Source organism: Emticicia sp. BO119, from assembly GCF_013912375.1.
Lineage (GTDB): Bacteria > Bacteroidota > Bacteroidia > Cytophagales > Spirosomataceae > Emticicia.
Map to the genome: position 1 here is coordinate 1,612,664 of NZ_JACETV010000001.1, position 26,423 is coordinate 1,639,086.

25 protein-coding genes are annotated in these 26,423 nt (G+C 34.7%); 16 read left to right on the forward strand and 9 right to left on the reverse strand.

Features of this window, described 5'->3' with window-relative positions; genetic code table 11:
• The first annotated feature begins 209 nt into the window (after positions 1–209).
• On the forward strand, positions 210–1,463 hold the full coding sequence (locus H1R81_RS06910) for a sugar MFS transporter (RefSeq protein ID WP_181839927.1): 1,254 nt from the start codon (positions 210–212) through the stop codon (positions 1,461–1,463).
• Between the two features lie 17 nt (positions 1,464–1,480).
• The gene (gene treF, locus H1R81_RS06915) at positions 1,481–2,989 is read left to right on the forward strand and encodes an alpha,alpha-trehalase TreF (RefSeq protein WP_181839928.1); all 1,509 of its coding nucleotides are present in this window, start codon (positions 1,481–1,483) and stop codon (positions 2,987–2,989) included.
• A gap of 5 nt (positions 2,990–2,994) precedes the next feature.
• On the opposite strand, the gene H1R81_RS06920 is transcribed toward treF, so the two are convergent.
• Positions 2,995–3,351, reverse strand: coding sequence for a MauE/DoxX family redox-associated membrane protein (locus H1R81_RS06920; RefSeq protein WP_181839929.1), 357 nt, complete (start codon positions 3,349–3,351; stop codon positions 2,995–2,997).
• 91 nt (positions 3,352–3,442) lie between these two features.
• Here H1R81_RS06920 and H1R81_RS06925 point away from each other — a divergent pair, with 91 nt between their 5' ends.
• The 5 genes from H1R81_RS06925 (at position 3,443) to H1R81_RS06945 (ending at position 8,877) form a co-directional block, all read left to right on the forward strand.
• Positions 3,443–4,477 carry a DUF3500 domain-containing protein gene (locus H1R81_RS06925; protein ID WP_229251058.1) on the forward strand — a complete coding sequence of 345 codons (1,035 nt, stop codon included), beginning with the start codon at positions 3,443–3,445 and terminating at the stop codon, positions 4,475–4,477.
• 6 nt (positions 4,478–4,483) lie between these two features.
• Positions 4,484–5,806, forward strand: coding sequence for a right-handed parallel beta-helix repeat-containing protein (locus H1R81_RS06930; protein WP_181839930.1), 1,323 nt, complete (start codon positions 4,484–4,486; stop codon positions 5,804–5,806).
• 67 nt (positions 5,807–5,873) lie between these two features.
• Complete coding sequence (locus H1R81_RS06935; RefSeq protein WP_181839931.1) at positions 5,874–7,091, forward strand: serine hydrolase; 1,218 nt, start codon at positions 5,874–5,876, stop codon at positions 7,089–7,091.
• A 27-nt stretch (positions 7,092–7,118) separates the two neighbouring features.
• Complete coding sequence (locus H1R81_RS06940) at positions 7,119–7,877, forward strand: NIPSNAP family protein (protein WP_181839932.1); 759 nt, start codon at positions 7,119–7,121, stop codon at positions 7,875–7,877.
• 4 nt (positions 7,878–7,881) lie between these two features.
• Positions 7,882–8,877, forward strand: coding sequence for a polysaccharide deacetylase family protein (locus H1R81_RS06945; RefSeq protein ID WP_181839933.1), 996 nt, complete (start codon positions 7,882–7,884; stop codon positions 8,875–8,877).
• 70 nt (positions 8,878–8,947) lie between these two features.
• Here the strand turns inward: H1R81_RS06945 and H1R81_RS06950 are convergent, their stop codons facing one another.
• The gene (locus H1R81_RS06950; protein ID WP_229251059.1) at positions 8,948–9,445 is read right to left on the reverse strand and encodes a pyridoxamine 5'-phosphate oxidase family protein; all 498 of its coding nucleotides are present in this window, start codon (positions 9,443–9,445) and stop codon (positions 8,948–8,950) included.
• A gap of 233 nt (positions 9,446–9,678) precedes the next feature.
• Between H1R81_RS06950 and H1R81_RS06955 the strand changes: the two genes are divergently transcribed.
• From H1R81_RS06955 to H1R81_RS06965, 3 genes are all read left to right on the forward strand, one after another.
• Positions 9,679–10,146: a hypothetical protein gene (locus tag H1R81_RS06955; RefSeq protein ID WP_181839934.1), complete on the forward strand. Its 468-nt coding sequence runs from the start codon at positions 9,679–9,681 to the stop codon at positions 10,144–10,146.
• Between the two features lie 66 nt (positions 10,147–10,212).
• Positions 10,213–11,382, forward strand: coding sequence for an FAD-binding oxidoreductase (locus H1R81_RS06960; RefSeq protein WP_220275176.1), 1,170 nt, complete (start codon positions 10,213–10,215; stop codon positions 11,380–11,382).
• Positions 11,383–11,460: 78 nt separating this feature from the next.
• Positions 11,461–12,309 carry an SDR family oxidoreductase gene (locus H1R81_RS06965; protein WP_181839936.1) on the forward strand — a complete coding sequence of 283 codons (849 nt, stop codon included), beginning with the start codon at positions 11,461–11,463 and terminating at the stop codon, positions 12,307–12,309.
• Between the two features lie 87 nt (positions 12,310–12,396).
• Here the strand turns inward: H1R81_RS06965 and H1R81_RS06970 are convergent, their stop codons facing one another.
• Positions 12,397–12,936 carry a ferritin-like domain-containing protein gene (locus tag H1R81_RS06970; protein ID WP_181839937.1) on the reverse strand — a complete coding sequence of 180 codons (540 nt, stop codon included), beginning with the start codon at positions 12,934–12,936 and terminating at the stop codon, positions 12,397–12,399.
• 395 nt (positions 12,937–13,331) lie between these two features.
• Here H1R81_RS06970 and H1R81_RS06975 point away from each other — a divergent pair, with 395 nt between their 5' ends.
• Entirely contained in the window at positions 13,332–14,363 is a 1,032-nt protein-coding gene (locus H1R81_RS06975) for a hypothetical protein (RefSeq protein ID WP_181839938.1), read from the forward strand.
• Positions 14,364–15,117: 754 nt separating this feature from the next.
• On the opposite strand, the gene H1R81_RS06980 is transcribed toward H1R81_RS06975, so the two are convergent.
• From H1R81_RS06980 to H1R81_RS06995, 3 genes are all read right to left on the reverse strand, one after another.
• Positions 15,118–15,375, reverse strand: a complete 258-nt coding sequence (locus H1R81_RS06980) for a hypothetical protein (protein WP_181839939.1) — start codon at positions 15,373–15,375, stop codon at positions 15,118–15,120.
• Positions 15,376–15,823: 448 nt separating this feature from the next.
• Complete coding sequence (locus tag H1R81_RS06990) at positions 15,824–16,276, reverse strand: GNAT family N-acetyltransferase (protein WP_181839941.1); 453 nt, start codon at positions 16,274–16,276, stop codon at positions 15,824–15,826.
• Between the two features lie 73 nt (positions 16,277–16,349).
• The gene (locus H1R81_RS06995; RefSeq protein WP_181839942.1) at positions 16,350–17,381 is read right to left on the reverse strand and encodes an RluA family pseudouridine synthase; all 1,032 of its coding nucleotides are present in this window, start codon (positions 17,379–17,381) and stop codon (positions 16,350–16,352) included.
• A 100-nt stretch (positions 17,382–17,481) separates the two neighbouring features.
• On the opposite strand from H1R81_RS06995, the gene H1R81_RS07000 reads away from it, so the two are divergent.
• Entirely contained in the window at positions 17,482–18,366 is an 885-nt protein-coding gene (locus tag H1R81_RS07000; protein ID WP_181839943.1) for a 1-aminocyclopropane-1-carboxylate deaminase/D-cysteine desulfhydrase, read from the forward strand.
• 69 nt (positions 18,367–18,435) lie between these two features.
• Positions 18,436–19,155: a 6-phosphogluconolactonase gene (locus tag H1R81_RS07005; RefSeq protein ID WP_181839944.1), complete on the forward strand. Its 720-nt coding sequence runs from the start codon at positions 18,436–18,438 to the stop codon at positions 19,153–19,155.
• Here H1R81_RS07005 and H1R81_RS07010 read toward each other — a convergent pair.
• The 3 genes from H1R81_RS07010 to H1R81_RS07020 form a co-directional block, all read right to left on the reverse strand.
• Positions 19,144–20,004 (reverse strand): DUF5694 domain-containing protein, encoded by an 861-nt coding sequence (locus H1R81_RS07010; RefSeq protein WP_181839945.1) that lies wholly within the window; start codon positions 20,002–20,004, stop codon positions 19,144–19,146. The genes H1R81_RS07005 and H1R81_RS07010 overlap by 12 nt on opposite strands.
• A gap of 84 nt (positions 20,005–20,088) precedes the next feature.
• Positions 20,089–21,561: a capsule assembly Wzi family protein gene (locus H1R81_RS07015; RefSeq protein ID WP_181839946.1), complete on the reverse strand. Its 1,473-nt coding sequence runs from the start codon at positions 21,559–21,561 to the stop codon at positions 20,089–20,091.
• 53 nt (positions 21,562–21,614) lie between these two features.
• On the reverse strand, positions 21,615–22,853 hold the full coding sequence (locus H1R81_RS07020) for a DUF819 domain-containing protein (RefSeq protein ID WP_181839947.1): 1,239 nt from the start codon (positions 22,851–22,853) through the stop codon (positions 21,615–21,617).
• A gap of 580 nt (positions 22,854–23,433) precedes the next feature.
• On the opposite strand from H1R81_RS07020, the gene H1R81_RS07025 reads away from it, so the two are divergent.
• From H1R81_RS07025 to H1R81_RS07035, 3 genes are all read left to right on the forward strand, one after another.
• Complete coding sequence (locus H1R81_RS07025) at positions 23,434–23,898, forward strand: Lrp/AsnC ligand binding domain-containing protein (RefSeq protein ID WP_181839948.1); 465 nt, start codon at positions 23,434–23,436, stop codon at positions 23,896–23,898.
• A 122-nt stretch (positions 23,899–24,020) separates the two neighbouring features.
• Entirely contained in the window at positions 24,021–25,892 is a 1,872-nt protein-coding gene (locus H1R81_RS07030) for a hypothetical protein (RefSeq protein ID WP_181839949.1), read from the forward strand.
• 121 nt (positions 25,893–26,013) lie between these two features.
• A complete protein-coding gene (locus H1R81_RS07035; RefSeq protein WP_181839950.1) occupies positions 26,014–26,403 on the forward strand; it encodes an FdtA/QdtA family cupin domain-containing protein in 390 nt (129 codons plus the stop codon).
• The last annotated feature ends 20 nt before the right edge of the window (positions 26,404–26,423 follow it).

Consider the following 26,423-nt stretch of genomic DNA (forward strand, 5'->3'; position numbering starts at 1 on the left):
TTAAATAATACATTTAGTTTTGTTTTAGAAAATACGTCAACGTATGATGAATAAAAAAGCGAGCAAAATGCTCGTTTTTTTTTGAGTGAAATTGCTTGAATTAGTGCATAAATGTCATAAATCTTACATAATTTAGTGATTTTACAACTATTCAATCATTCGAAATCAGCTAATTGGTTATTGAACTTATCCCTATCCTATTTACACTTATGAAAAACTGGAAAATCAAACTGTCCTTGTATCTTAATTATTTTGTATTTGCTATTTTATTGAATAGTGTAGGCATTTTAATTCAGAAGTCCATTAATAGCTACCATGTTGATGAAATAGCCGCCAGCTCGCTTGAAGCATTTAAAGATTTATCTATTGCTTTTGTTTCTTTTTTTGTGGGTTCTTTCTTACCAAGATTAGGCTATAAAAAAGGTATGTTAATTGCCTTAGGTACTGTGTTCATTGGCTGTGTGGTTATGTACTTTGGTAATTCATTCACGGCAGTAAGAATCCTTTTTGCTTGTGTAGGTATTTCATTTGCAGTTATTAAAGTATCCGTTTATTCCTTAGTTGGATTGCTTGCCAGCAACGATAAAGAACATAAAAGTATTCTGAGTTCAATTGAAAGTTTCTTTATGGTTGGTATTGCGGTAGCTTTTGTGTCTTTTCCTTTGTTCTACAGTGATATTGACCCGAATGCCTGGTTAAGAGTTTATTTAGTAGTTGCATTATTAGTATTAATATCTTTCGTTTTCCTGCTTTTTTCTGACTTTGATGCACTTGATTATGAAGTCCCGGGTAGTAATATAGGTGATGATTTTAAACAGATGATTAGCTTATTGAAAAGACCGCTAGTTTTAGTGTTTGCCATAGCAGCTTTTATGTATGTGATGACAGAGCAGGGAATTATGAGCTGGTTGCCAACTTTCAATGAAAAAGTGCTTCATTTACCTGAGCGAACGAGTGTATTTATGGCAGTAATATTGATGCTATCAATTGCAGGGGGCAGGTTTGTTTCTTCTATTCTCATAAAAAAAATATATTGGTTAACTATCTTGTTAGTTTGCCTGATAGGGGCAGCTCTTATGGTTATACTGGTTCTACCTCAAACCAATGGCTTAGAAGTTAAGGAAATCAACTCCTTAGGCGATTTACCTATTATTGCTTATGTTTTTCCACTAATAGGCTTCTTTTTGGCCCCTTTATATCCATTAGTAAACTCAATCGTCTTAAGTGCTACTGAAAAGATATTTCATAGCCCGATGGCTTCATTGCTTACTTTCTTTTCTGCAATAGGGGGAACTTTGGGCTCTCGGTTAGTAGGTTATCTTTTCAAAAATATTGGGGGAGACAAAGCATTTTACTTCTCATTAATACCTATGGGAATTTTAATCATTTGTTTATTCCTATTAAATAGTATTCAGAAAAAGTCAGGTAAAAATATTGAATTCAATACCTCTGGCGGGCATTGATTGCAGAAAAAAAGAAAATGAAACAACCGATTAGATATATTCACGAGTTAGGAGAACTATTTGAAGACGTACAATTAGCAAATGTATTTCCGGATAATAAAACATTTCCTGATTGTACTCCTAAAGGCATAAATAATGAGGAGAGTTTACTGGAAATTAAAACAAGATATGCAGAGCAGAAGAACTTATCTGAATTTGATTTGCGAAGATTTGTGTTAAATAATTTTGACCTGCCTCAAGGGCATGAAACTTCTTATAAAACTGATAAAACGGAATCCGCGAAGGAACATATTGAAGAATTATGGACAATATTGACTCGTGAGCCACATAATGAAAAATCATCGTTAATACCTTTGCCTAATCCGTATATTGTTCCTGGTGGACGATTCGGAGAGGTTTATTATTGGGATAGCTACTTTACTATGTTAGGTCTTCAAGAGTCAAACAGGATAGATATGATTCAGGCAATGGTTGATAATTTTTCTTATCTCATTTACAAAATCGGGCATATTCCTAATGCTAATCGTATATATTATATAGGCCGCTCACAGCCTCCTTTCTACGCCTTAATGCTCAGACTATTAAGTGAGGTAAAAGGTGGAAAAGTGATGGTTGATTATCTACCCTATTTAGAGAAAGAATATGAATTCTGGATGGAGGGGAAACGTTTGATAAAAGGAGATACAAAAGCCGTAAAGAGAGTGGTGAAAATGAAGGATGGTGAGGTGCTTAATCGCTACTGGGATAACCACTGTACTCCCCGTCCGGAAGCATTTAAAGAAGATTTTGAGCTGGCAAAAAACTCAAAACAAAGACCTGAAGAACTATATAGGAATTTAAGAGCCGCTGCAGAATCGGGTTGGGATTTTAGTAGCCGCTGGTTCAGAAATCCTGATGCATTTGATAGTATCCATACAACGGATATTATTCCGATCGATTTGAATTGTCTATTGGTCTACTTAGAGGAAACCATTGCAGAAGTATATGATTCACAGAAAAGTACTGTCACAGCTAAAAAATACAAAATACTTGCTAAAAGCAGGAGAGAGGCTATACAGAAATACTGTTGGAATAAAGAAAAGGGCTTTTACTTCGATTACGATTTCATATTGAATGCTCAAAAAGAGCATCAAACGCTAGCCTCAACTTATCCGCTTTTCTTTTCTTTAGCCACACCTGAACAGGCTCATAAAATAAAACAGACCTTGGAAGAGAAATTTCTGAAAACAGGGGGTTTAGTAACTACGCTTGCATTTACAGGACAACAGTGGGACGCACCAAATGGGTGGGCCCCTTTGCAATGGATTGCTTATAAAGGTTTAAAAAATTACGGTTTTGGAAAATTAGCGCATGAAATTAAAACGAGATGGCTTAAATTGAATCTGAAGGTATATAAGGATTCCGGGAAAATGACCGAAAAGTACAATGTGAACGATAAGGACATTGAAGCAGGTGGAGGCGAATACCCGAATCAGGATGGTTTTGGTTGGACAAACGGCGTACTTTTAAAAATGATGGTTGAGTAAACGTATTAGGTATATTGATAAATCCACCAGATAAGTACAAATTGAAGAGGCAATCTTAGCCAAAGCAAAATTGCAGGGATTCTGTGAAATCTCCCTGAGGTTGCCATATAAATATTGGCTGGGAAAACAGCAATTAACAGTAGAATTAGTCCCCACGATGCATAAATCCTTGTTAAGGGGATGAGTAAACCTAAACCTAACACAATTTCTGCAATACCACTTATTAAAACCATAGCTTTGTGGTACGGGATATAAACAGGCATGGTTTTCATATAGAAACGCTCTTTTCTAAAATGTGAAATCCCAGCAAAAATAAAAAGAATTGCAGCTATGTAAAGGCTGATGATTTTTATAATGGGCATGAATGAAATAGTATTATCTCTGCAAATTAATTTGTTTTTTATAATAAATAGGATTTAATTGGTATAATATTCAATCTATTAGCCTTTTACTATGAAAACTCTGTTTGCCTTTTGTATGGTCTGGGTTTATTCTTATGGTATATTTGCGCAAAATGCTACCAGCAATAAACTTATTGTAAACACTGCTTCCGACTTCCTGAAATTATTAGACAAATCTCAATTGGAGAAAATTAGCTATAGTTATGATACCGACGAACGCTTTAACTGGTATTTTGTACCTAAGGCTCGGAACGGATTAATGTTGAGAGAAATGGATGATAAGCAAAAGGATGCCGCTATGAACCTCTTGAAAGCGACCTTAAGTCAGCAAGGTCAGGAGAAAGCGATTGCTATTATTCAATTAGAAATTATTCTGAAAGAATTGGAAAAGGCTCCACCAGAGAGTGACTATCGTAGCCCTGTAAAATATTATTTTACTATTTTCGGGACTCCTGATGAGAAAAAACTTTGGGGCTGGCGTATTGAAGGGCATCACCTTTCGTTGAATTTCTCTTCCGAGTCCGGTAGAATTGTTTCAGCCACACCCTTGTTTTTTGGCAGCAACCCGGGTATCGTACCAACCGGAGAAAAAAAAGGCTATCAGATTTTGAAAGATGAAGCAAATTTTGGAGCAGAATTACTTAATTCTTTCACTCATGAACAACTTCAGAAAGTTATTATTTCAGAGACTGCTCCAGGCGAAATTATTACAACAAATAAACGCAAAGTGGAAGCATTGGCGAAGGAGGGCATTACCTTTGCTGAAATGACCTCGATGCAGCAAAAACTATTTTTACGCTTACTGAGCGTATATGTAAAAAATTATCCATTAGGGTTCTCAAATGAATTAATGCAGAAAATAGAAAAAGCCGGTTTAAATCAATTGAGATTTGTTTGGGCTGGTGGAAAAAAATATGGAGAAGGAAATGGACAATATTACCGGATTCAGAACGATGTAATTTTAATAGAATACGACAATACACAAAATAATGGAAACCATATCCATACTGTAACAAGAGATTTAACCAACGATTTTGGTGAAGACATTCTCAAAAAACATTATGAAAAGGAACATTCAAAGAATTAAATACCAATGAAGTTGTGGATATATCTCATTCTTTTTTGGTTTGTTTCTCAACAAGAGAGCAAAAAGAATGTGTATTATATTAATGCTAACGGAAACGATGAAAATGATGGTTTGAGTATAAAAACTGCCTGGAGAAGCATCGAAAAAGTAAATTTAACAACTTTTAAAGCGGGAGATAAAGTGCTTTTTGAGGGTGGTGTAATATTTAAAGGAAGTATTCTATTAGATAGTCTTGATAATGGAACTGAAAGAAGTCCAATCATTATCAGCAGTTACGGAACTAAGCCGGCAATAATTCAGTCAGATGAGCGGCGTGGGCTTTTTGCGTATAATTGTGAAGGTATCAGAGTTTCAAGATTATCATTCTTTGGAGATGGCGTAGGAAGAAATAAGCAAAATGGAATCGAGTTTTATACTGATTACGTATCCAAATCACTTCATAATATTGAAATTGATAGTTGTGAAGTAAAAGGCTTTCATAAGTACGGTATTCTGATTCTGGGTGATAAAAGTGATACATCTGGTTACAGAGATGTAAGAATTACCAACACAATTGCTCATGAGAATGGAGAAGCGGGCATTGGGTCTTTAGCAAAATATCCGGCAATTCCCCATAAAAATTTTTATCTGGCATTTAATAAAGTATTCAATAATAGAGGTATTCCTGCCAAAACTCATAATCATTCAGGTAATGGAATCGTGATGGCAGGAATAAATGATGTTTTGATTGAATTATGTGAAGCGTATGAAAATGGAGCTGATAACCGTTGCATCAATGGCGGACCTGTTGGAATTTGGTTATGGGCATGCAGAGAGGGAACTATTCAGAACTGTGAATCGCATCATAATCACGCAGGGTTGACAAAAGATGGAGGGGGTTTCGACATAGACGGAGGATCTACTAATTGTGTCATCCGGAATTGTTATTCACATGACAATGAAGGGGCGGGCTATTTATTTGCGCAATTTAATTGTCCTTTGAAATTCAGAAACAATAAAATTATTGATAATATCAGTCAGAATGATGGTCTGAAAAACAATTATGGAAGTATTACTTTCTGGGGCGATAACGAAGACAACGAAATAATAGGTTGTGAAGTGAGAAATAATAAATGCTATGTGGAGGCAAAAAATGTGGTGAATGGTACTCCTTGCGGAGTCCGTTTGTCAGGAATACACTTCAAAGGCATTAAGGTGCTGAATAATTATTTTGAGATCGCAGCAAATGCAAAATATATCTTCTCTGATAAAGAAGTAAGCCCCGATAAGGTTTACTATAAAAATAACACTATTGAATGGGGAAAGAAAAAAGTAGATGGAAGAAAATAAATTGATACTATTTAATTTACTTATTGCTCATTCCTTTCTCTGCTTTCCTTTAACTATCATAAAGAAAATGAAATATCTGATTCTGACTTTTATTTTTTTGGTTAAAATACAAGTTAATGCGCAAAAAAAGGCTATAGAACAATACTTTCCAACGTATAATGAATGGCAACAAAAAAAGCCGTTTGACTTAGGGCTAAATGGAACAAAGATTGAGGAAGCTATTAGTTTTGCTATAGCTAATGAGAGCCGGAATCCTCGGAATATGGAGGTATCTCACTATCAGAGTTTTGGAAAAGAACCCTTTGGTATAGGTATAGGTCCATTTACAGAAAGAGGAGAGCCAACAGGACTGATTATCTATAAAGGTTATATTATAGCTCAATGGGGTGAACCCGAACGTTGTGATATGACACATAGCGTTACGAAAAGTTTTCTTTCGAGTGTAGTTGGGATAGCCTTAGATAGAGGATTGATTAAAAGTGTAAATGATACGGTAGCAAATTATGTCCCGCCTATTGAATTACACGGAGAGCCGGTTAATCGTTCTGCGGATGATTTTGGAAAGCCTGAACTCCTACAATTATTCAATACACCTCATAATAAAACCATTACCTGGGATGCACTTTTGAGACAGACCAGTGATTGGGAGGGAACCTTATGGGGAAAACCAGACTGGGCTGATAGGCCAGATAAAGATGCATCTCAATGGCTCAACCGCCCGAGACACAAGCAAGGAGAAGTGTATGAATACAACGATGTTCGTGTAAATGTTCTTTCCTTGGCAGCATTGAGTGTTTGGCGTAAACCTTTACCACAGGTTTTGAGAGAAAACCTTATGGATAAAATAGGAGCCTCAAACACTTGGCGATGGACTGGTTATAGAAATTCCTGGATTGTTCTTGACGGACAAGCTATTCAGTCGGTTAGTGGAGGAGGGCATTGGGGAGGTGGGATGTTTATCAATGCTTATGATATGGCTCGTTTTGGATTACTGACCCTAAACAGAGGGAAATGGAAAGAGGAACAGATACTATCAGAAGATTGGATCAGAAAGGCTTTAACACCAACTTCCTCTGAGCCTACTTATGGATATATGAACTGGTTTCTGAATACTGATAAAAAATTATTTCCAAGTGCTAATGTCAGTGCATTCTGTCATATTGGCAATGGTACCAATATGGTATTTGTTGACCCAGATCATGATTTAGTAATAGTAAGCCGATGGATTAATAATAATAATACTGATGGGCTTGTAAAAAAAGTATTTGAGGCATTTAATAAGTAAATTGTCAACCTTTGTATAAATAGTAAAATGAAAAAAACTTTTTTAAGCATTATTTTAACTGCCTTGACTTTTAGTCTTTTTGGACAGAATACGACACCCAAAAAAGAATTTTACGAAATTCGAGAATATGAGCTTCGTTTTGGCTCACCAGCTGCGAATCTTGAAAACTATTTTAAGAATGCCTTGATTCCTGTGCTAAACAGATTAGGTGTGAAAAATGTAGGGGTCTTTAAAGAGATAGGTAAATCTGAACCTGCAAAACTCTATGTTTTTATTCCTTATAACTCTATGGAGCAATATGCAATAATCAATTCACAACTAAAGTCAGACCAAAAATTTAATGAATCAAGTGTGGATTACAATGGCCTTTTACCAGATAAGGCACCTTATTCAAGATATAAAACCTCACTTTTAATAGCTTTTGATGGTTTATCTCAAATGATTAAACCAAATGCAGAACAACGTTTTTTTGAGATGAGGACTTATGAAAGTTTTTCAGAAGACGCTGCTCGCAGAAAAAGAAAAATGTTTAATGATGAAGAAATAAAAATTTTCTATAATACTAAACTGAATCCTGTATTTTTTGGAGAGGTAGTTGCCGGCGAGCATCAGCCTTGTCTGACATATATGCTTACTTTTAAGAACATGGAAGAAAGAGATGCAAACTGGAAAGCATTCAGTGCTGATGCAGACTGGAAAAGAGTATCCTCGCTCCCAGAATATGCCAATACAGTGTCTCGCATTATACGAGTTTTTTTAGAACCAACTGCCTACTCACAAATCTGATACTATGCGAACTTTTTTAACTGTATTAACTGGCATTTTACTCACATTTCAGGTAATTGCTCAGGATCTTACCTATGCTGAGAAATTAGGTTATCCGAAAGGAGCAAAAGTAATTATCATGCATGTCGATGATGTGGGAATGTCATATGATTCTAACATTGGTGCAATTAAGGCTATTGAAGAAGGGGTTGCAACTTCACTGAGTGTAATGATGCCTTGTCCATGGGTGCCTGGCTTTGTTCATTATTTCAAAAACAATCCTAAAACCGACGCAGGCTTACATTTGACTCTGACTTCTGAATGGAAAGATTACCGTTGGGGGCCATTGGCAGGTAAAGCGAATGTGCCAAACTTGGTTGATGAAGAAGGGGCTATGTGGAGAAATGTTCAAGGTACAGCTACCCATGCAACTGCTGATGATATTGAGAAAGAAATCAGAAGCCAGTTGGATAGAGCAAGATCTATGGGATTTGAACCCACGCACATGGATTCTCATATGGGTACGCTATTTGCCAGAGCTGATTACTTAGAAAGATACCTGAAAGTAGGTATGGAACAGAAAATCCCAGTAATGTTTCCGGGAGGGCATGACCATATGATAATGAAAGAAATCGGTACTGCCGGACTCAAATTAGAACAAGCTCAAGCTATAGGTAAACAATTATGGGAGGCGGGTTTACCTGTACTGGACGATTTGCATAATATCAGTTATGACTGGAATCAATATAAAAACCAGAAAGTAAGTGATGAGGTATTGCAGAAGTATAAAACAGATAAATATATAGAATCATTTAAAGACCTACAGCCAGGTGTAACAATGGTAATTATGCACTGCACCGCTACTACAGAAGTTTTTGAGCATATATCAGATTCGGGTAATAACAGAAGAGGGGATTTATTAGCAATGATAGACCCCGCTCTTAAAAAATATATTCAGAATAATGGATACATTCTTACGACATGGAGAGAGCTGAAAGAAAGAAGAGATAAAGTTAAATAACAAAAAAATAAGGCTGATTAAGGAATTTCTTACTCAGCCTTAAAAAACATTTTAAATGCTCACTTTTGTATCAGAATTTAACGGTGCCATAAGCATTTTCATTTTCATATTTCTTTCCGGTCATCAAAGTACTTAACATTTTAATTCCTACAACAAGCTTATTTGAATCACTATCCCAATACTCAGCTTCTTCTGATTTAACCTTAATTAAAGTCAGGTTAGGATCATCTTTACCCTTTGGAATCCATGCTTTGGCGATGGGGGTCCAACATTCATTAATTTTTCTCTGGTCATTTACTTCTTCGGCTTCACCCATTATACAAATATAAGTGTTTTCAGAAGGATCTGCATAAGATACACAAACGTTTGGATTCTTCTTTATTTCAGATACTTTCTCAGAATCCTTTGCTGTCAGAAACCAGATATTTCCATCACTGTCTATTCCTTGAGTACCCATTGGACGGCTATGAACATTTCCTTTCTGATTGATCGTACATATTATGGCAAACTGAATATCCTTTACCATTTCACGAATATCTTCCTGAGATTTCTTTCCATTTTTCATCATTAATCAAGATTTGTTTAGATGCAATAATTGTCAAAAAAGTATTCCAATTGTGTAAAATTTAAGAAGACCGATTAGGGCTGACATTGCTGGGTAAGAATAACAACATGGCTTTGAGTAATAAAATACTCACCAATCAAAAGTATGCTTAGAATCATAGTGTGGAATGACTTTTTCTATAAATAATTTGTAAAAAACCTTCCAATTTTATTCCAGGAATAAAACCTTTTACACCCATGGAAAAGTTAAATGAAGATGCGATTAGAAGCTTAAAACAACTCTGTGAAATAAACGAAGTGAGAGTAAAAGGCTACCAAAAAGCTGTTGATATGATTAAAAATACTAATTCAAAAAAGTATTTTCAGGTAAGAATTAATGAAACTAACAACCTAACAGATTGTATTAACCGTTCAATTGAAGGGGTAAGTTTTGAAAAAATAAAACAAAATAAAATAGAGCGTACACAAATCCATCAATCGCAATTTTATTTTACAATGGCCGCAGCTTCAACAAACCCACGTACAGTGGCATTATCATGCCAATTGGGTGATAAATTTGCTGAAAAAGCGTATGCTTCGGCATTGAATATTATTCAGCTACTATCATTTCCGGAATTGTTAAAAGTTCTCGGAAAACAAGTTTCGAGTCTTCGTAAGTCTTTTGAAACAACTCAGGAGGCTTTTGATTTAGCCTTTGTTTATTAGTGTTTTTAAAGAATTTATTAATTACACAACTACATGGATTTAAGGTCAGAATCACCATTTTGGCTGATGAGAAGCGGTATAATTCGACCATATCCTTCCATCAGGCAATCTTATTCAACTGATATCGCTATTATAGGTGGCGGAATTTCCGGTGCATTGGTAGCCTATTATTTGAGTAAAGAAGGCATACCGGCCATCTTATTGGATAAGCGTCAGATAGGTTTAGGTAGTACTTGTGCCAGTACATCATTATTACAATATGAAATAGATACTCCATTAGGCAAACTTTCAAAGCAGATTGGTACCAAAAAAGCAAATCAAAGTTATCTGTTATGCATAGATGCCATTGATAAAATAAATAAAATTACAGATTCTTTAAAAAGTGATGCAGGCTTTTCTTTGAAGAAGAGTTTTTATTATGCTTCTAATAAAAAAGATGTTGATGAAATAAAAACAGAGTTTCAGTTAAGAAAAAATATCGGTATTAATTTAGAATTATTATCAGGTAATGATATTGAACGACTATTCCCTTTCTCAGCACCTGCAGGACTATTGTCAGCAGTGGGAGGGCAGATTGATGCCTATTTTTTTACTCATGAATTATTGAAATCTTCAATTGATTCTGGTCTGAAAGTTTTTGATAACACAGATGTAGTAAAAATTAATCATCATAAAAGAGGAATTGAGCTTGAAACCAGCTTTGGAGAAGTAATTAAAGCCGGAAAATTAATAATTGCTTGTGGTTATGAATCTCAGGGCTATCTATCAAAGAAAATTGTTGATTTGAACTCTTCTTTTGCCATTGTAAGTGAACCTTCTACTACAAAGAATATTTGGTATCAGAATTCGTTGATTTGGGAAACAGCCCGACCTTATTTATATATGCGGACTACTGACGACAATCGTGTATTAGTCGGAGGGAAAGATGAACCATTTTATAATCCCGAAAAGCGGGATAGACTAATAGCAAAAAAAGCATATCAGTTGAAAAAAGCCTTTGGGAAGAAATTTCCTGATTTTGATTTTCGTATTGACTTCGCCTGGGCGGGCACTTTTGCGGAAACAAAAGATGGATTGCCGTATATTGGTAAAGTGAGAGAACACCCCAATACTTATTTTGCTTTAGGTTTTGGTGGAAATGGTATCGTTTTCAGCCAGTTAGCTGCTGAAATTATCAGAGATATTCTGATTGGTAAAAAGCATATCGGAGAAGGGATTTTTAAATTTGATAGATAAGGAGGAACTATTTTTTAGAAGTGTTTTTAAAACTAATGATTATTATGTAGAAAACACAATTGTCACATAAACTTTAATATGATGGAACAGCATGAAAAAGAGATTAACATGGCGGCCTCTAAAGAGAAGGACATGAAAGATAAGCCAGTCTTTGAAAGACCTTATGACAGACAATCTAAAAGATTAATTAATAAGATTGCCGTTATTACCGGCGGTGATAGCGGAATAGGCCGTGCAGTATGTGTAGCCTTTGCCAGAGAAGGAGCTGATGTTGCAATTGTCTACAAGAAAAATACTGAAGATGCTGAGGAAACAAAAAGATTGGTTGAAGAAAAAGGGCAAAAGGCTTTAATAATTGAGACCGATATCAGTTTTGAAAAGAATTGCAATAGTGTAGTAAAACAAATTATAGATGAATGGGGTAGAATTGATATAGTAGTCAATAATGCTGCCGTTCAATTTCCACAGGAAACTATTGAAGATATTACCACTGAACAGATGAAGCAGACATTTGAAACCAACATTTTTTCAAATTTCTATTTGGTAAAAGCCGCATTGCCCTTTCTGAAAAAAAATAGCGCAATTATTAATACTGCCTCAGTTGTGGCCTACCGGGGTAATCCATTATTATTAGATTATTCCTCTTCAAAAGGTGCCATAGTTGCTTTTACACGTACCTTAGCAGGAATGTTGGCTAAGAAGAAAATCCGAGTGAATGCGGTTGCTCCCGGCCCAATCTGGACACCTTTAATTGTTTCGACTTTTTCGAAGGAACATCAACGCAGATTTGGGAAAGATACACCCATGAAGAGACCAGGCCAACCAGCAGAAGTAGCCCCTGCGTATGTTTTTTTAGCCTCTGAAGATGCCAGTTATATCAGTGGACAAGTAATACATATAAATGGTGGAGAAGCTGTAAATGGCTAAACTATTAGCTAATTTCAACTGAACAAAAAAGCCTTACAGAGTAACTATAGGGCTTTTTTGTTGCTAATTTTTAATAATATAATAACTCTATTCAAGAGCCGCTTCTTCGTTAATATGCGCCTCTGCCAATTCAGTTAATTTATGATCTGCCTCCCCCTCTTCATCTAATGTAGTCTGTAATATTTCTGCTACCTCAAAATAACCCAGAATGCGGGCAATATTACGTAATGTGCCATAAGAAGCTATTTCGTAGTGTTCAACTTTTTGTGCAGCCATTATTAGCCCACAGTCTCTCACAAAACTTCTGGTTTCAGTTGAGTTAACGATTTCATCACCCTCTTGTAATAAACCTTCCATTGCAGGACATTTTTTTGCCTGAATTTTTTCACCAATAATTTCAAAAATTCTTTCAAGTCGGTTTACATGTTTTTCTGTTTCATTATGATGTGTTTCAAATGCTATTTTAAGATCTTCTGAAGTCGCTGCTTTAGACATCTTAGGTAATGCCTTCGCAAGATGATTTTCTGCCCAATACAGATCTTTTAAACCATCAACAAATAGTGTTCTCAGTTTTTCACCATCATTTTCTGAAAATTTTGAGCTCAAATTTTGATTTGGATTTTTCATGATTATATGGATTTAATTAAATGGAAAATAAGAGAAGTACTTATTAATGGTTGTTATTGCAAAAAAACTGTTCCATTATCAAGACTATTAATTCGATAACCAAGAGATAATAATATTCCACAATGGATTAAAACCCTTAATCATTTGTAGTAAAAAACTGGTTACTACTAAAGAAAAAAAATATTTTTTTATACCCGAAGGATTATGAAGATTATTTGGATTTTGAGTAATTGTAAGGTGTTGATTATCAGTGATTTGTGTTTTTGAAATTTTGGAAAATTATGAGTAAAACAGAATTTTTCAGGCACTTTTTTCGTTATATTATAAGGTATTATCTTTCAAAAAAATACCTATACTATCCACAAGTTTTATTTATTTAACCATGCTGTTTTATTATGAAAAATGTAGAAAGAAAATCAGTATTTAAAACCTATCATTCAGGTAAACTAACAATGATGGATGCCTCTTCTATTCCGGCGCAAGTATTTTTGAATCATTTTGAGGCAATCCATCGTAATATTGATATGGAAAATGAAATGAATCAGATAACTTCATTACTTTTCTGGAAGAAATTTAAGCCGTTCATGAACAATAATCGGGTTGACTATATCAAAACTATGCTCCTGAACGCCTGGAACACCGAGTTCGCATTAAGAAATGTAGTAAAAAATTCTGATACCCGATTTCTTAACCATTCTTTACACTGGACCTTCCCACAGGCTTATTTCAGTATATTTTATTCCATTCGGGCTTTAATGGGTACACAAGGCATATATACTGCCGACGAGAGCACTTTATCTAAGCGAATGGCTAATTGGATAGAGAGAGGGTTCTATCCGTCTTCTCTTGGGTATTATAGTTCTGGCAATTATAATGACTTTAAAATACATAGATTACCGAAGGCGACAATTCAACCAAGTGTTGATTATCTGAAAGATGATGAAGATATAGTATCACATATAGCACAGTTTTTAAAAACTACAAGAGGGATGAAGGCGAAAAAGTTAAGGGAAGAGATTCAGAGTAATGAAGACACCGCCTTGAAAAATAAAAAAAACGGTGACCCTATTCTAAAGTTTTCAAAACAGGATTGGGCAAAGATAACGTCTCAATTACCTGTAACAACAGTTTTCGATTTAATAAGTCGCTTGAAGTATTCTGAAAGCAATAGAGAAATTGAGCGTTACCTAAATGCAAATATTGCATTTGATGCTTTTCACAATTCATTAACAGGCATTGTTTACAACGTTAATCTTGTACATGAAACATACCTTGTAAAAGCTTTGGGCATGGAGGCTTATCAATATTTATTAAATGAAATGCCAATTTATTTGCAAGATGGATTTGCATATGAAAGGTTTAATAATATTATTAAACCTCAGATGCTCATAAAACCAGTTTACAATAAAAAGCCGTTGGCTGCCTGATAGACTGGTTTTAGTAATAGTGACACAAAAGAGGAGACACTTTTGATGCCTCCACTTTTGTCAGATTTTGTAGCTATTAGCTCAAGAGATTTAATAAAGTAAGTTGTGCAAGATTTAATAACTAAAACTAAAGTCATGTAAATTCTAATAAAGCATCTTAAATTTTTTAATATAAATTGTATTTTGCCTATCCAGATTATGTGAGTTTGTCAAAAAATATTGTTATTAAATCAGATTTATGACATTCACGCATCCATATTAACTATGGGAATCTGTTAATTTAAACGTGTTGTGTGTACTATCAGACAATGTAAAGTTGGTGAATTTAATAGCTTATAAATTTTTAATGACTTGTTAATTTTAATAAGTTGTGAGATTTTAATGTTGTTAGTTGTGTGAATTTAAGCAACTATTATAAAACCACTCTGAAATGGAATTATAAATAATTTAAGTTGTGTGTATTTGAGTTGCGTTCTTGTTTACCTTAATGGTAAAATATCTCTATATAAATTCGGAACTATTAGATTGCTTTAAAACAAGGGGTATATTAAATACTATACCCCTGTTTGACTTTCACAACCACTATAGAATCCACGATTAATATCTTTGTTTGTCTAATTTTCAATTTTAACCTTTCCCTCTTTTGCTTTTACACCTGTTTTGTCATAAAGTTCATAGCTTTATTTTTGTTTTTTCCGGTGCATCTGATTCACTCTATTTTACTTTATGATGGGTTATTGTAAGTTTTTGAAAATTAAGGCTCAGCTTTTAATGTATCACCTTTTACAACCGCTGCTGAATCTTCAGGAGTTACTACACCAAATCGCCCTCCCTTACCAGCTTCTCCAGGTCCTCCAACGGTGATGTAACCACCAATCCAAGCAATTATTGAAAAAACGATTCCTAATCCGAAAAGCCAGATCAACATTTTTTTGAAATTAAGGTTCTTTTCTTCTTTTACCTGTTCCTCCTCATTGTGGTCGAGGTGATCTTCTTTTTCTGATTTTTTCATGGTTGTAGATTTAATGCCAAAACATTCAAAAAAATTGTTCCTGTACTTTAAATCTTGAATTGTGGTCAAATTTCCCCATTTTGTGGATTGAAACGAGGAAAATACGCAACTATTAGATTATGAGTTGTTTTATTTGATAAAAAGCAATATTTAGAGTAGAAGTAGAAAATAAGTTGAATTGAAAATCGTTTTCATACTTGATGAGAAAGATACTTGCTTTAATTTTTTTGCTCTTTTTAATGCAGAGTTGCTATATTTACCGACCGTGCCCGATCAAATCTTGCAAAGTGTGGATGGAACATAGGCATGGAGAAAAGACTTTTTCTCCACGAAAGATATGGAAAACCCGGATACATTTTGTTGGTGAGAATCTGGTAGGAAACAGCAACAAAAGAAAGGTCAGGAAGCAAAGACGCCAGCTTGAGAAAAACTGATAAGGAGATCAGCCTTAGAAATCTAAGTGGCAGTTGATCCATTCATCATCAAACCTTGTTGGAAAATTCTTTCGGTAAAAATTAATGGCTGGCTCGTTCCAGTTTAAAACCTGCCACATCATGCCAGTGCAGTCTGTTTTTTTTGCTTCTTGAATAGTCCTGTCGAATAGTAATTTTCCAAGACCATTGCCACGCATTGCCTCAGTTACTACGATATCCTCTAAATATAATCTTTTACCTTTCCAGGTAGAATAGCGGTAATAATACACAGAAATACCTTGGATTTTATTATCAGCTTCGGCCACGAAACAACCAAAGATTTTATTTTTACCAAATCCATCTTTTAGCATCATTTCAATGGTATTGGTGACTTGTTCAGGAGCTTTTTCATAGATGGCAAGTTCATAAATTAAATTAAAAACTTGCGGAATATCTTCTTTTGTTATCTTTCTAATTTTGATTTTCATGTTATAGGTTTTTTTTATGAGACTCAATGATAATGTTTAGGACTGCACATTCAGGTTTTTCTACTAATTCTTGTTAATCTGTAATATAATTTTCCCATTTAGCCAGTACAGTTTTGAAATCATCAGGTAGTTCTGTATCAAATTGTAACCATTGTTTAGTTCGAGGGTGTACAAAACCAAGTGTCTTGGCATGTAATGCCTGCCTTGGCATAGCTTCAAAACAATTATCAACAAATTGTTTGTATTTATTAAATAATTGCCCTCTCAGAATTTTGTTACCCCCATATTCAGTATCATTAAATAGTGGATGACCCAAATGTTTCATATGAATTCTTATCTGGTGTGTTCGCCCTGTTTCTAAATTGCATTGAATCAGCGAAACATAGCGTAAATCTTTAAGCACTTTAAAATGAGTGATGGCCTCTTTCCCTTGCGAACCATCAGGAAATACATCTGATACTTTTCGGTTTTTAAGGCTTCTGCCAATAAAATTATGAACGGTTCCTGTTGACTCTTTTGGGACTCCCCATACTAATGCATAGTAAGTGCGCTCAATTGAGTGCTCAAAAAACTGATTGGCAAGAAATGTCATGGCATAGTCATTCTTTGCAATTACCAGTAAACCAGAGGTATCCTTGTCGATTCTATGAACTAAACCTGGGCGAATCTCTCCATTCCGATGGGTTGGTAAGTTTTGTAGATAATAAATTAATCCATTTACCAAAGTTCCTGTCCAGTTCCCAAAAGCTGGATGAACAACCATTCCGGCAGGCTTATTGATTATCAGAATATCTTCGTCTTCAAAAACAATATTGAGTGGAATATTTTCAGGCACAAGATCTGTATTTCTCGGAGGTTTAGGAAGAGAATAGGTGATAACATCAAAGGGTTTTACTTTATAACTTGCTTTAGCAGGCAGGCCATTGACTTTAATAGTTTCGGCCTCTATAGCGTTCTGAATTCGGTTCCGTGAAATGTTTTTGGAAAAATGCGGTAAATATTTGTCCAATCTCATTAAGGCTTGTCCTTTATCAACCACTACCCGTTGATGCTCGTAAAGTTCGTCTTCTTCGTCGTTATCGATATTCTCTTGTAATTCAGACATTCTGATTAATTTTGGTGCAAATCTAAAAAAGGATTAACATCCTGATATATTTATATTATAGCTTAGTATAGTCGAGAGCCTTTAATCAAGGTACAAAGATATGTTTGATTTTGAAAAAATACTAAATCTACCCTCTCCATTAGAGGCGATTCATGAGCCAGTATTCGAAGAAATGGCCTTAAAAGTTTTTATAAAAAGAGATGATTTAATACATCCGCAGATTTCGGGAAACAAATGGCGAAAATTGAAATTTAATCTTTTAGAGGCTGAAAGAAAGAATTTTAAAAAGCTGATTACTTTTGGAGGGGCACATTCTAATCATCTGTATGCCGTGGCTGCAATTGGAAAGTATTTTGGCTTTGATACAAGAGGAATTATCAGAGGTGATGAATTAAATACTTCATCAAGCATAACTTTGCAATTTGCAGACAGATGTGGTATGAAATTACATTTTGTTTCAAGAGAGGCATACAGGGACAAAAGCAGATTGTTAGATATTTACGCAAAAGATGACCATTACGTTCTCCCTGAAGGCGGAACAAATGCCTTGTCGCTGGCGGGGGTGGGCGAGATGTATGATGAAATCAGAAGTCAATTAGGTTATGAACCAGATTATATTTTTTGCCCTGTTGGCTCTGGCGGCACAATTGCAGGGTTAATCAATACAACTAACAGACCTCAGATAATGGGTATCTGTGTCTTAAAAAATGCACAGTATTTAGAAAATAAAATAATAGAATTAATAAAAAATAAAGAAAATCTTTTTGATAAAAACTTTAAGATTTTCTGGGATAAGCACCATGGTGGATATGCAAAAAAAACAAAAGAGCTTCTTTCGTTTATTTCAGATTTTGAAGAAAAGCATTCTATAAGGCTTGAATACGTATATTCTGGGAAAATGTTTTTTGCTTTTTATGAATTACTGAGAAGTGAAATAAAAAATAATAGCACGGTGGTATTAATTCATACTGGTGGATTACGGTGATTCTGGACAAATTTGAATACTTTTGTAAGAACCATTCAAACATATCATTATTTATAAAACCTTTAACTTATGCAAATAGAAGTATTCGAAAATCCTCAGGAATTAGCTCATCATACCGCAAACTTTATAATAGACTTGGTAAGAGATAATCCCACAGCAACTCTTATTCTTACATCAGGTGATACTCCTGTCAAAACTTATAAGAAAATTGTTGAATTAGCTTATCCAGGAGATTTTGATAAGGTTACAGTAATTGGTTTAGATGAATGGGTAGGCGTGCCAGCGACAAGCGAGGGGAGTTGCCGATATATAGTTGAAGAAAACTTATTAAAACCTCTTAATATAAATTCTGAACAATACACTTTTTTTGATTCAATGACAGAAGATCTGCAAAGTGAGTGTGAGAGAGTAGATAAACTCATATTGGAGAAAGGAGGAGCAGATTTTATCATCGTTGGTGTAGGGTTGAACGGACATATCGGTTTAAATGAGCCTGGCACAAGCTTTGACCTATATTGCCATGTATCGAAGCTTGCAGAAATTACAATAAATACAGGTCAGAAGTATTTTAATCAAAGTACTGACCTCACGCAAGGAATTACTATTGGGTTAAAGCACCTTTTAGAAGCCAAGACAGCGGTTATGATTGCCACTGGGGATAAAAAAGCTGAAATTCTAAGAGAAATTGTTCTTCAAGATCCAAATATTAATCTCCCGGCCACTGTTTTCAAAAAACATATTAACGGGCACATCTGGATTGATAAAGCTGCTGCCTCGTTACTTCAATAAGGTCTTGGCGTCAACTACTTCAAAGTATGGGTGTGTTTTGAGCATATCTATTAAAACCTGTATGTGTCCTCCACCAATAATGACCAATAACTTTTGGTCTGCGGGATTTACCCTAAGGAGTATATTCTGGAGTATTTTAGTGTTTCTAAAATACTCCTTGGCGGTAAACTCTGCTCCATAACCATTTGTATTGGTATCCATCCAACCTGTAATGTTGAAATAATGCAGAGTTGCAATACTTTCTTCTGAATTTAATAGAAGCAGATGGTCTTTAATGCTCAGGTTTTTCCATGTTTCATATCTGGCAAGATAATCTTTTAACGCTTTATTTACACTAGGATTAGCCTTGAAATAGGCATCATAAGAGGGTCGTTTTCTTTCTAATTCATGCGCGTAAAAACTCGCCAGCGTATCTATTTTATTTCGGGCCACTTTTAATCCTGACACCAACTCAGGTTGAACGTAATTTACGCAAGTCACTCCCGTTGGGTGGTTCAATCTTTTTGCCAGTTTTATACCCAATTGGTATATTTCGTTATATTCAATATTACGATCAGTTGGTTTAACCCCATTCTGATAATTTTTATAGACATTATCCCAGAAAGGCTGAGTATCTGGTGTATTCTCTACAAATATCTTATCTGGTTTAAACTTTGCCAAAGACTCAACAACCTCTGAAATCTGATGTTGCCTGTCAGAGGAAAGCAAATCAGTAAGTGAACCTTGTTTATAATCAGGGGTTTCACCCATATGAAAAACACCAAGAAAAGCTATCTGTATTTTCCCACTTTGTGAAAATGAAGGATAAGAAAAGGCCAACAGGAAAACAAGAAGAATATTTTTTTTCATGCTTAGGGTTTTACTATAAACTTACACAAAAGACAGCCAATCGGAAAGAAATTTATACTTTTAAGAATGTAGAATATAGGAGGTTCACCATTTTTTGATGATTGAAACATAAGAACCAAAATTATCTCTGATTAGGTCTCCATGGTCAACGGCTACATTTACATTTAAGTCAGCTTTCAATTTGCTAAGTGGAATAACAGTATTTACACTATAGGATATTTGAGTAACCGGCGAAATTGGTTTACCGACAACATCATAAGAACCAAAGTTTTTGCTAAACGACAATCTGTTAGTAAAACTAATTGTGCCTATCTGATTCATTAAACCCAAATAACAAGCCCATACCCGATTATTATTTACAAAGATATAACCATTATCTACCTGCTTTTCTGATCTCAGATTTTCTTCTGGAGTCAAGAATGGAGTTCCGATTGTATTGCGGTTATAAGACCAACCATCAAGATATTGCTGATGGTTAAATAAGAAATTTTCTTCGTTAGGATGGCGGTCTGGAAGGCCGAGAAGCCGACCAAATGCAGAGACATAGTGACCTTGATTCTTTGTATAAAGATATTCAAAGACAACTTTTTTGAATGCACCTTTATATGGAGTAAAACTTATTCCATACAGGCCGTCGTCAGTATTAGTGAGACCAAAAAGCTGGCCATCATCAAAGATAAACTGTTTGTAAAGGAGCAATTTACTTTTATTGAAATTTATTTCTGCTCCTGCATCTAACGAACCCAGATGATTACCGAACCGATTTCCCAATTCAAACTTATTATAGTCTTCATATTTTGGCGTTATGTGCCATAATTTTTTAAAAGGAAATACAACATTGCCATAAACAAACCAATCTTCAGGGAATTTACCATTGAATAGCCTATCATCTCCTTCTGGCAATTTGACTTTTGGTGTACCTCCCCATTGAACATTGTGCACGATACCTCCAAATAACTTTATTTTGGCGGTAGGTGTACCCAATCTCAGAAATATTGATTTTTGATGAAGATAATAGCCTTTGGCAAAAGCTTGTTCACCAAACCATGCATGTGCAAAAGTGCCCTTGAAACTTAGCCATTTAAAAAATAATTTAGTATAATCAGGAATGGCAATCTGAATTTTTGGTAGGGGGAGTGCATTGCCAGACCACGAAATAGAACCAGAACTCAGTGTTGTATCAACCAGACCAAATATTTCTTTTTTGCGCCCTGCATAAATCTGAAAAGCACCAATTTTTGCGCAAATATAGCCTTCAGGGATAATTAATTGGGGTTGTCTCCCAAGTAGCGTTACCAATTCTGCACCATAATCTAATCTGAAAAATTTATTGAGTGTATCTTTTTTAGTTTTTAAGACTTGGCGACACATGAAGGAAGGAAGCTCTTTTGGAATACTTCCATATTGATTACTTGCTTGCCAGAATGGTAGTTTATTGGTAAGCGAAAAGTATCCTCCTAATTCAAACTGATAGTTGAACTTGTTTTTGAGCTGTTTTTCCTGTGCGAATACAGCTGTTGTAAACAGAAGAATGCTAATTGAGGTAAAAAATTTCATTACAGCATATTTTGGGCTACATCGTAATGATTTATAATAGACAAAAACAGTGCCTAATTTGCAACCCATTGCATAATCAGGCCAGTTACGTATCCACAATAAGTTCCTATGGCATTACCTAAAATGGCCAATAATACACCAATTGGTGCCAACGAAGGATGAAAAGCCGCAGCAACTACCGAAGCAGAAGCCACCCCGCCTACATTTGCCTGTGAACCTACTGCTGTAAAAAAGAGAGGAGCTCTTACTATTCTTGCTGCTAATATTGTAAAAATTGCATGTGTCAGAATCCAGACCAGGCCTACAATCAATAAGGTAGGATTCTGAAAAGCATCAAAAATATGTAATTGCATCCCTATAGTTGCAATCAGGATATATAAAAATAAAGTGCCAAATTTGGTCGCTCCCCACATCTCTAATTTTCTCGCTCTTGTCGTTGATAATATCAGCCCTGATGTTGACGCAATAGTAACAATCCAGAATGATTTTGATCCAAGGCTGTAAGACTTCAATAGTGGATAGGTCTTTTCGATAAACGGAGCAATTAAATCTGCAAGAAAATGTGAAAGTCCAGTAATACCAAAACCTACAGCCATCAAAATTATCAATTCCTGATAATCAGGGTTTTTCTGTTGCTTATTTTTGTTCTCTACTTTTATTCTTATTTGTTCTATAACAGAAGAGTCAGCTTTCATTCTTCTATCAATTTGCTGTGCTTTCCCTGCAAAGTAAAGTAATATACCCAACCACAATTCAGCAAATAGTACATCAATGACACTTGTTTGTGCAAAAACGTTGGGAGATGGTTGAAATATTTCTTTTAAGGCCAGTTGATTGGCATTCCCTCCTGTCCAGCTACCGGCAATAGTAGCTAATCCTCTCCAAACCTCTTCACCATCTCTATTTAAAAATTCAGGGTCTATCAATTTGCCAACCAACAAAGCCAATGGCCCACCAACCATGACGCCCAAGGCTCCAAATAAAAATACAAAAAGTGCTTTACGGCCTAATCGTTTAATTGCCTGAAAGTCAATTCCAAGAGTAAAAAATACCAAACAGGTTGGTAATAAGAATCTCGATGCTGTTTCATCTAACTGTGAATGCTCTGCGGATATTATATTAAATGAACTAAATAATCCCGGAATAAAAAAGCAAAGTAAAATTGGTGGAACAATCTTATAAATTTTCACAAGTGCCTTAGTCTTGGTTGAATAAAATATTAGTGCTAAAATACTAAGTAGAATACCCAAGACAAGCGCATCATTTGTAAATAGGGGTGAGTTTGGAGTCATCAATATGAGAGTTTGATTTTCTTTGCTAAATAAAAGTTTTCTTATTTAAAGCAAAGTTTTGTGAGCCAATAGAATAGCCATAAACATACGAAAAATAGAGAAAAAACCTTAAATAAAAAACACGCAATCCTCAATTCGGAACTGCGTGTCGCAATTACACTTCATCAACAAACTAAAAACCAAATAATGTTTTTGTTAAGCAAACATACTTAAAAAAAAAGTATGAAAGAAATTTATTCATAAATCTTTCATACTTCACGCTGTAAGAGGGGGACTCGAACCGCCCACGGTGTAGTTAGCCACAGTACAAATTTTGGTGGTCAATCCCAGTCGACTAAAATTGTCCGGCTTTATGCTGCGTTTGTCCTATTATCACCACCCCCGAGACAGGAGGGCATGGCTGCCAATTTCATCACCTTACATTATCACTGTCGAAGCCATTTCTTTCTCGCTTTGACATAACAAAGGTACAATATATTTTTACTTAATTGCAAATTTTTTATAAAAATTCTAAAAAATTTAAGTTATTTTCAGATATTCGTTGTTTTTTTTGATAAATTTGTAAAAACATATACTTTGAATGGATAAAAATTTAGAAATTGATAAAACTGATTTGAAGATTTTATCTTTATTAATGCATGATGCAAAGATGCCTTATACAGCAATTGGTGAAAAAATATTTGTTTCAGGAGGAACTGTTCATGTAAGAATGACCAAAATGGAACAAATGGGTATAGTAAAAGGTTCACAACTAATTGTAGACCCTATTAAATTAGGATGGGATATCAGTGCTTTTATAGGTATATACTTAGATAAAAGTTCACTGTATGACGAGGTAGCCGACCAATTAGAAAAGATACCTGAAGTAGTTAGTATTAACTATACTACTGGAATGTATAGCATTTTTGCAAAGATTGTTTGTCGGGATACACCACATTTGCGTGAGGTTCTACACGACAAAGTGCAGAAAGTGCAAGGTATTCAGCGTACTGAAACTTTTATTTCTTTAGAAGAAAGGACTATCAGGCCGATTCCTCTATTATAAAATACTTTTAATCGCATTACAACCTTTTATTTATATAAGCAGTCAACTCATAAAATTAGAACGGTTCTTATAAAATTGATACATTTGTGTTTTAATTTTCATTGAGGATAAAGACACATTGAATGGATTTTCGAACATCAAGGCAAAATCGATTTTTTATATTTATTGCAATTTTACTTCCTGTTATTTATGGATTTTTCTTTATAAGAAACTTCAGTTTACCGTTAACAGGTGGTGGGGATATTGACGAATGGGAATATGTAGGTTTTTATTTGGCCGAAAACCTTCATTTTGATATTTTTCCGCAAGTTGCCCTGCAACAAAATCAGACGTTTTACCCTTTTGGTACAACTCAGGCTTTTTCTGACTGGTCTCTTGAAAGTAATTATTGGTTTGCTTTCTTTTATAAAATCTTTGGACACGGCGCTTGGCTAAATTATTATTATGTTCTGAGCCTCATTATATCTTTTTTAGGTTCATATATTTTACTAAAAAAAGAATTTGGTCAGAATAAAGCTTTTTTTGCAGGCTTTGTTGTAACATTTTTTAATTTCTATGCACTAAATAAATATCCTCATCATTTTAATCATAGTACCATTCATTGGACTATACTCAGCATATTTTCAGATTTTATTTTAACTAAAAGATTCATTCTGCGAGAGGTAGTTTCAATTAAATGGGTGTTTTTAAAAGCTTTTTTGTTAATCGCCACATTGGGTATGAATTTAGGGTATATATGTGGGTTTGCATTGACGAGTTTTGTTTTAAGCCTTGCTGTTGTTACAACTGTTATAATAAACCGTTATTTTAAGAAAGAGTATCAATTGTTGGATTATGTGAGGCTTTGGCGAAATGAATCGAAAGGGAAATTCTGGCAAAATATTGTTTTAGCAATGGCACCTCTGATTTTATTGTATTTTTACCTGCCAGTTGTTTTGCAGATTTATCAGGAATCTCAATCGTTACATTTTAATAATGGTCAGTCGCCGCATTTATGGAGCCATCCATTGAGAATATTGTTTCCATATATGCCATTTTTTAATGCTTCTGAGAATCCATTAACAAATATTTTGAAAGATATGCCAGAGGGACTCGGATCTGGTAGTCCAGGATGGTTCTGTTTAGGTTTAGGTATAACCGGATATTTCTATAACAGGAAAAAATATTGGCTTGTCTTTCTGCCTTTAGTGATTTTACTTGTTATTTCGACTTTTTATCATCCGAATAAAGTACCAACACTTAAGATTTTTCCATGGGGAACTTTCAATCGTGTACCATCAAGATTTACTTCAGTTTTGCCGGTTATTTTTTGTTGTTTTATTTTACCGCTCGAGTGGAATAGAATAAAAATGCATAAGATACTAATTGGATTATTGATACTATTTCTTTTGATTGAAGGAACAGTTGTTTATCGATTTTTATATAGCAAAGAGACTTACCGGATAGACAAGAGTTTCTTCAATTATATGTCTTTGGTTGAAAGTCAAAAAGGTGAGGCGGTTTTAGATTTTCCTTTTTGTATTGTTGGTGGTGATGGAACTGGTCTTAAAGAAAATCTTTGCCCTATATTCGATAAAACCTGTAATGTTTATGCATTAAGGCGGTTTCATCATAAAAAAGTGGTTGGAGGGTATTATAGCCATATTCACCTTTCTGCTATTAAAGGTTTTGTTGATACTGGGTTGGGTGCTCTTGCAGAGGCAGACTCAAAAGACTGGCGGAATGCATCGAGAATTGTCAATGAGTTTTCGGACGAACAACTCGAATATTTTATTAAATATTTTCAGTTTAATGACTTTGCCGGAATTAATTTATGTGTCGATTTGATTCCGGAAAAGATGTATAAACAAATTGTTAAGAGTATTGGAACCCCCATACAAACCACAGTTTTTCCTGGAGCAGGAAAAGTGGTTTTTATTCCAAAACCACTATCATGGAGGGTTCATCTTGATAAAAATAAAGCCTTGAAAATAAAATTTCCTTGTGGTTGTTAATTAAGAAAAATGGAATTTTAATTCTATTTAGAGCTTATAGCTTTTAAATGATAAAAAAAAACCTTTATTTTACAGTAGACTCGCAATTTTTAACTATTACAACTAAGCTAAGATTAGCCATATGGCAAAACTATTTCATTTACAAACGTTTTCATCAGAAAAAGGAAGTCTAACGGTTTTTGAGAAAATCTTACCTGAAGGCATCAAGAGAATTTTTTATATTTATGATGCTGAAAATCAAATAAGAGGTGGGCATAGACATATTTTGGCTAATAATGCTTTAACTTGTGTAAGTGGCAGTTGTAAAGTTTTTGTGGATGATGGAGAAGAACAACAGATTTATGATTTAGATGCTCCTGATATGTGTTTGTTGCTTGACCCAAAGGATTGGCATGAGATGTATGATTTTTCTGAAAATGCAGTCCTACTTGTATTATCTGATCAGTTTTATGATAAAGAAGATTACATTTTTGATAAATACCCTGAAAAAAAACTAAGCTCGATTCAATAATTCACTGAAAAAAAATTGCA

What these genes read in the sequence shown, in the direction of transcription:
- H1R81_RS06910 (WP_181839927.1), top strand. Translation starts at nt 210, where the DNA reads ATGAAAAACTGGAAAATCAAACTGTCCTTGTATCTTAATTATTTTGTA.
- treF (WP_181839928.1), top strand. Translation starts at nt 1,481, where the DNA reads ATGAAACAACCGATTAGATATATTCACGAGTTAGGAGAACTATTTGAA.
- H1R81_RS06920 (WP_181839929.1), bottom strand. Translation starts at nt 3,351, where the DNA reads ATGCCCATTATAAAAATCATCAGCCTTTACATAGCTGCAATTCTTTTT.
- H1R81_RS06925 (WP_229251058.1), top strand. Translation starts at nt 3,443, where the DNA reads ATGAAAACTCTGTTTGCCTTTTGTATGGTCTGGGTTTATTCTTATGGT.
- H1R81_RS06930 (WP_181839930.1), top strand. Translation starts at nt 4,484, where the DNA reads ATGAAGTTGTGGATATATCTCATTCTTTTTTGGTTTGTTTCTCAACAA.
- H1R81_RS06935 (WP_181839931.1), top strand. Translation starts at nt 5,874, where the DNA reads ATGAAATATCTGATTCTGACTTTTATTTTTTTGGTTAAAATACAAGTT.
- H1R81_RS06940 (WP_181839932.1), top strand. Translation starts at nt 7,119, where the DNA reads ATGAAAAAAACTTTTTTAAGCATTATTTTAACTGCCTTGACTTTTAGT.
- H1R81_RS06945 (WP_181839933.1), top strand. Translation starts at nt 7,882, where the DNA reads ATGCGAACTTTTTTAACTGTATTAACTGGCATTTTACTCACATTTCAG.
- H1R81_RS06950 (WP_229251059.1), bottom strand. Translation starts at nt 9,445, where the DNA reads ATGATGAAAAATGGAAAGAAATCTCAGGAAGATATTCGTGAAATGGTA.
- H1R81_RS06955 (WP_181839934.1), top strand. Translation starts at nt 9,679, where the DNA reads ATGGAAAAGTTAAATGAAGATGCGATTAGAAGCTTAAAACAACTCTGT.
- H1R81_RS06960 (WP_220275176.1), top strand. Translation starts at nt 10,213, where the DNA reads ATGAGAAGCGGTATAATTCGACCATATCCTTCCATCAGGCAATCTTAT.
- H1R81_RS06965 (WP_181839936.1), top strand. Translation starts at nt 11,461, where the DNA reads ATGATGGAACAGCATGAAAAAGAGATTAACATGGCGGCCTCTAAAGAG.
- H1R81_RS06970 (WP_181839937.1), bottom strand. Translation starts at nt 12,936, where the DNA reads ATGAAAAATCCAAATCAAAATTTGAGCTCAAAATTTTCAGAAAATGAT.
- H1R81_RS06975 (WP_181839938.1), top strand. Translation starts at nt 13,332, where the DNA reads ATGAAAAATGTAGAAAGAAAATCAGTATTTAAAACCTATCATTCAGGT.
- H1R81_RS06980 (WP_181839939.1), bottom strand. Translation starts at nt 15,375, where the DNA reads ATGAAAAAATCAGAAAAAGAAGATCACCTCGACCACAATGAGGAGGAA.
- H1R81_RS06990 (WP_181839941.1), bottom strand. Translation starts at nt 16,276, where the DNA reads ATGAAAATCAAAATTAGAAAGATAACAAAAGAAGATATTCCGCAAGTT.
- H1R81_RS06995 (WP_181839942.1), bottom strand. Translation starts at nt 17,381, where the DNA reads ATGTCTGAATTACAAGAGAATATCGATAACGACGAAGAAGACGAACTT.
- H1R81_RS07000 (WP_181839943.1), top strand. Translation starts at nt 17,482, where the DNA reads ATGTTTGATTTTGAAAAAATACTAAATCTACCCTCTCCATTAGAGGCG.
- H1R81_RS07005 (WP_181839944.1), top strand. Translation starts at nt 18,436, where the DNA reads ATGCAAATAGAAGTATTCGAAAATCCTCAGGAATTAGCTCATCATACC.
- H1R81_RS07010 (WP_181839945.1), bottom strand. Translation starts at nt 20,004, where the DNA reads ATGAAAAAAAATATTCTTCTTGTTTTCCTGTTGGCCTTTTCTTATCCT.
- H1R81_RS07015 (WP_181839946.1), bottom strand. Translation starts at nt 21,561, where the DNA reads ATGAAATTTTTTACCTCAATTAGCATTCTTCTGTTTACAACAGCTGTA.
- H1R81_RS07020 (WP_181839947.1), bottom strand. Translation starts at nt 22,853, where the DNA reads ATGACTCCAAACTCACCCCTATTTACAAATGATGCGCTTGTCTTGGGT.
- H1R81_RS07025 (WP_181839948.1), top strand. Translation starts at nt 23,434, where the DNA reads ATGGATAAAAATTTAGAAATTGATAAAACTGATTTGAAGATTTTATCT.
- H1R81_RS07030 (WP_181839949.1), top strand. Translation starts at nt 24,021, where the DNA reads ATGGATTTTCGAACATCAAGGCAAAATCGATTTTTTATATTTATTGCA.
- H1R81_RS07035 (WP_181839950.1), top strand. Translation starts at nt 26,014, where the DNA reads ATGGCAAAACTATTTCATTTACAAACGTTTTCATCAGAAAAAGGAAGT.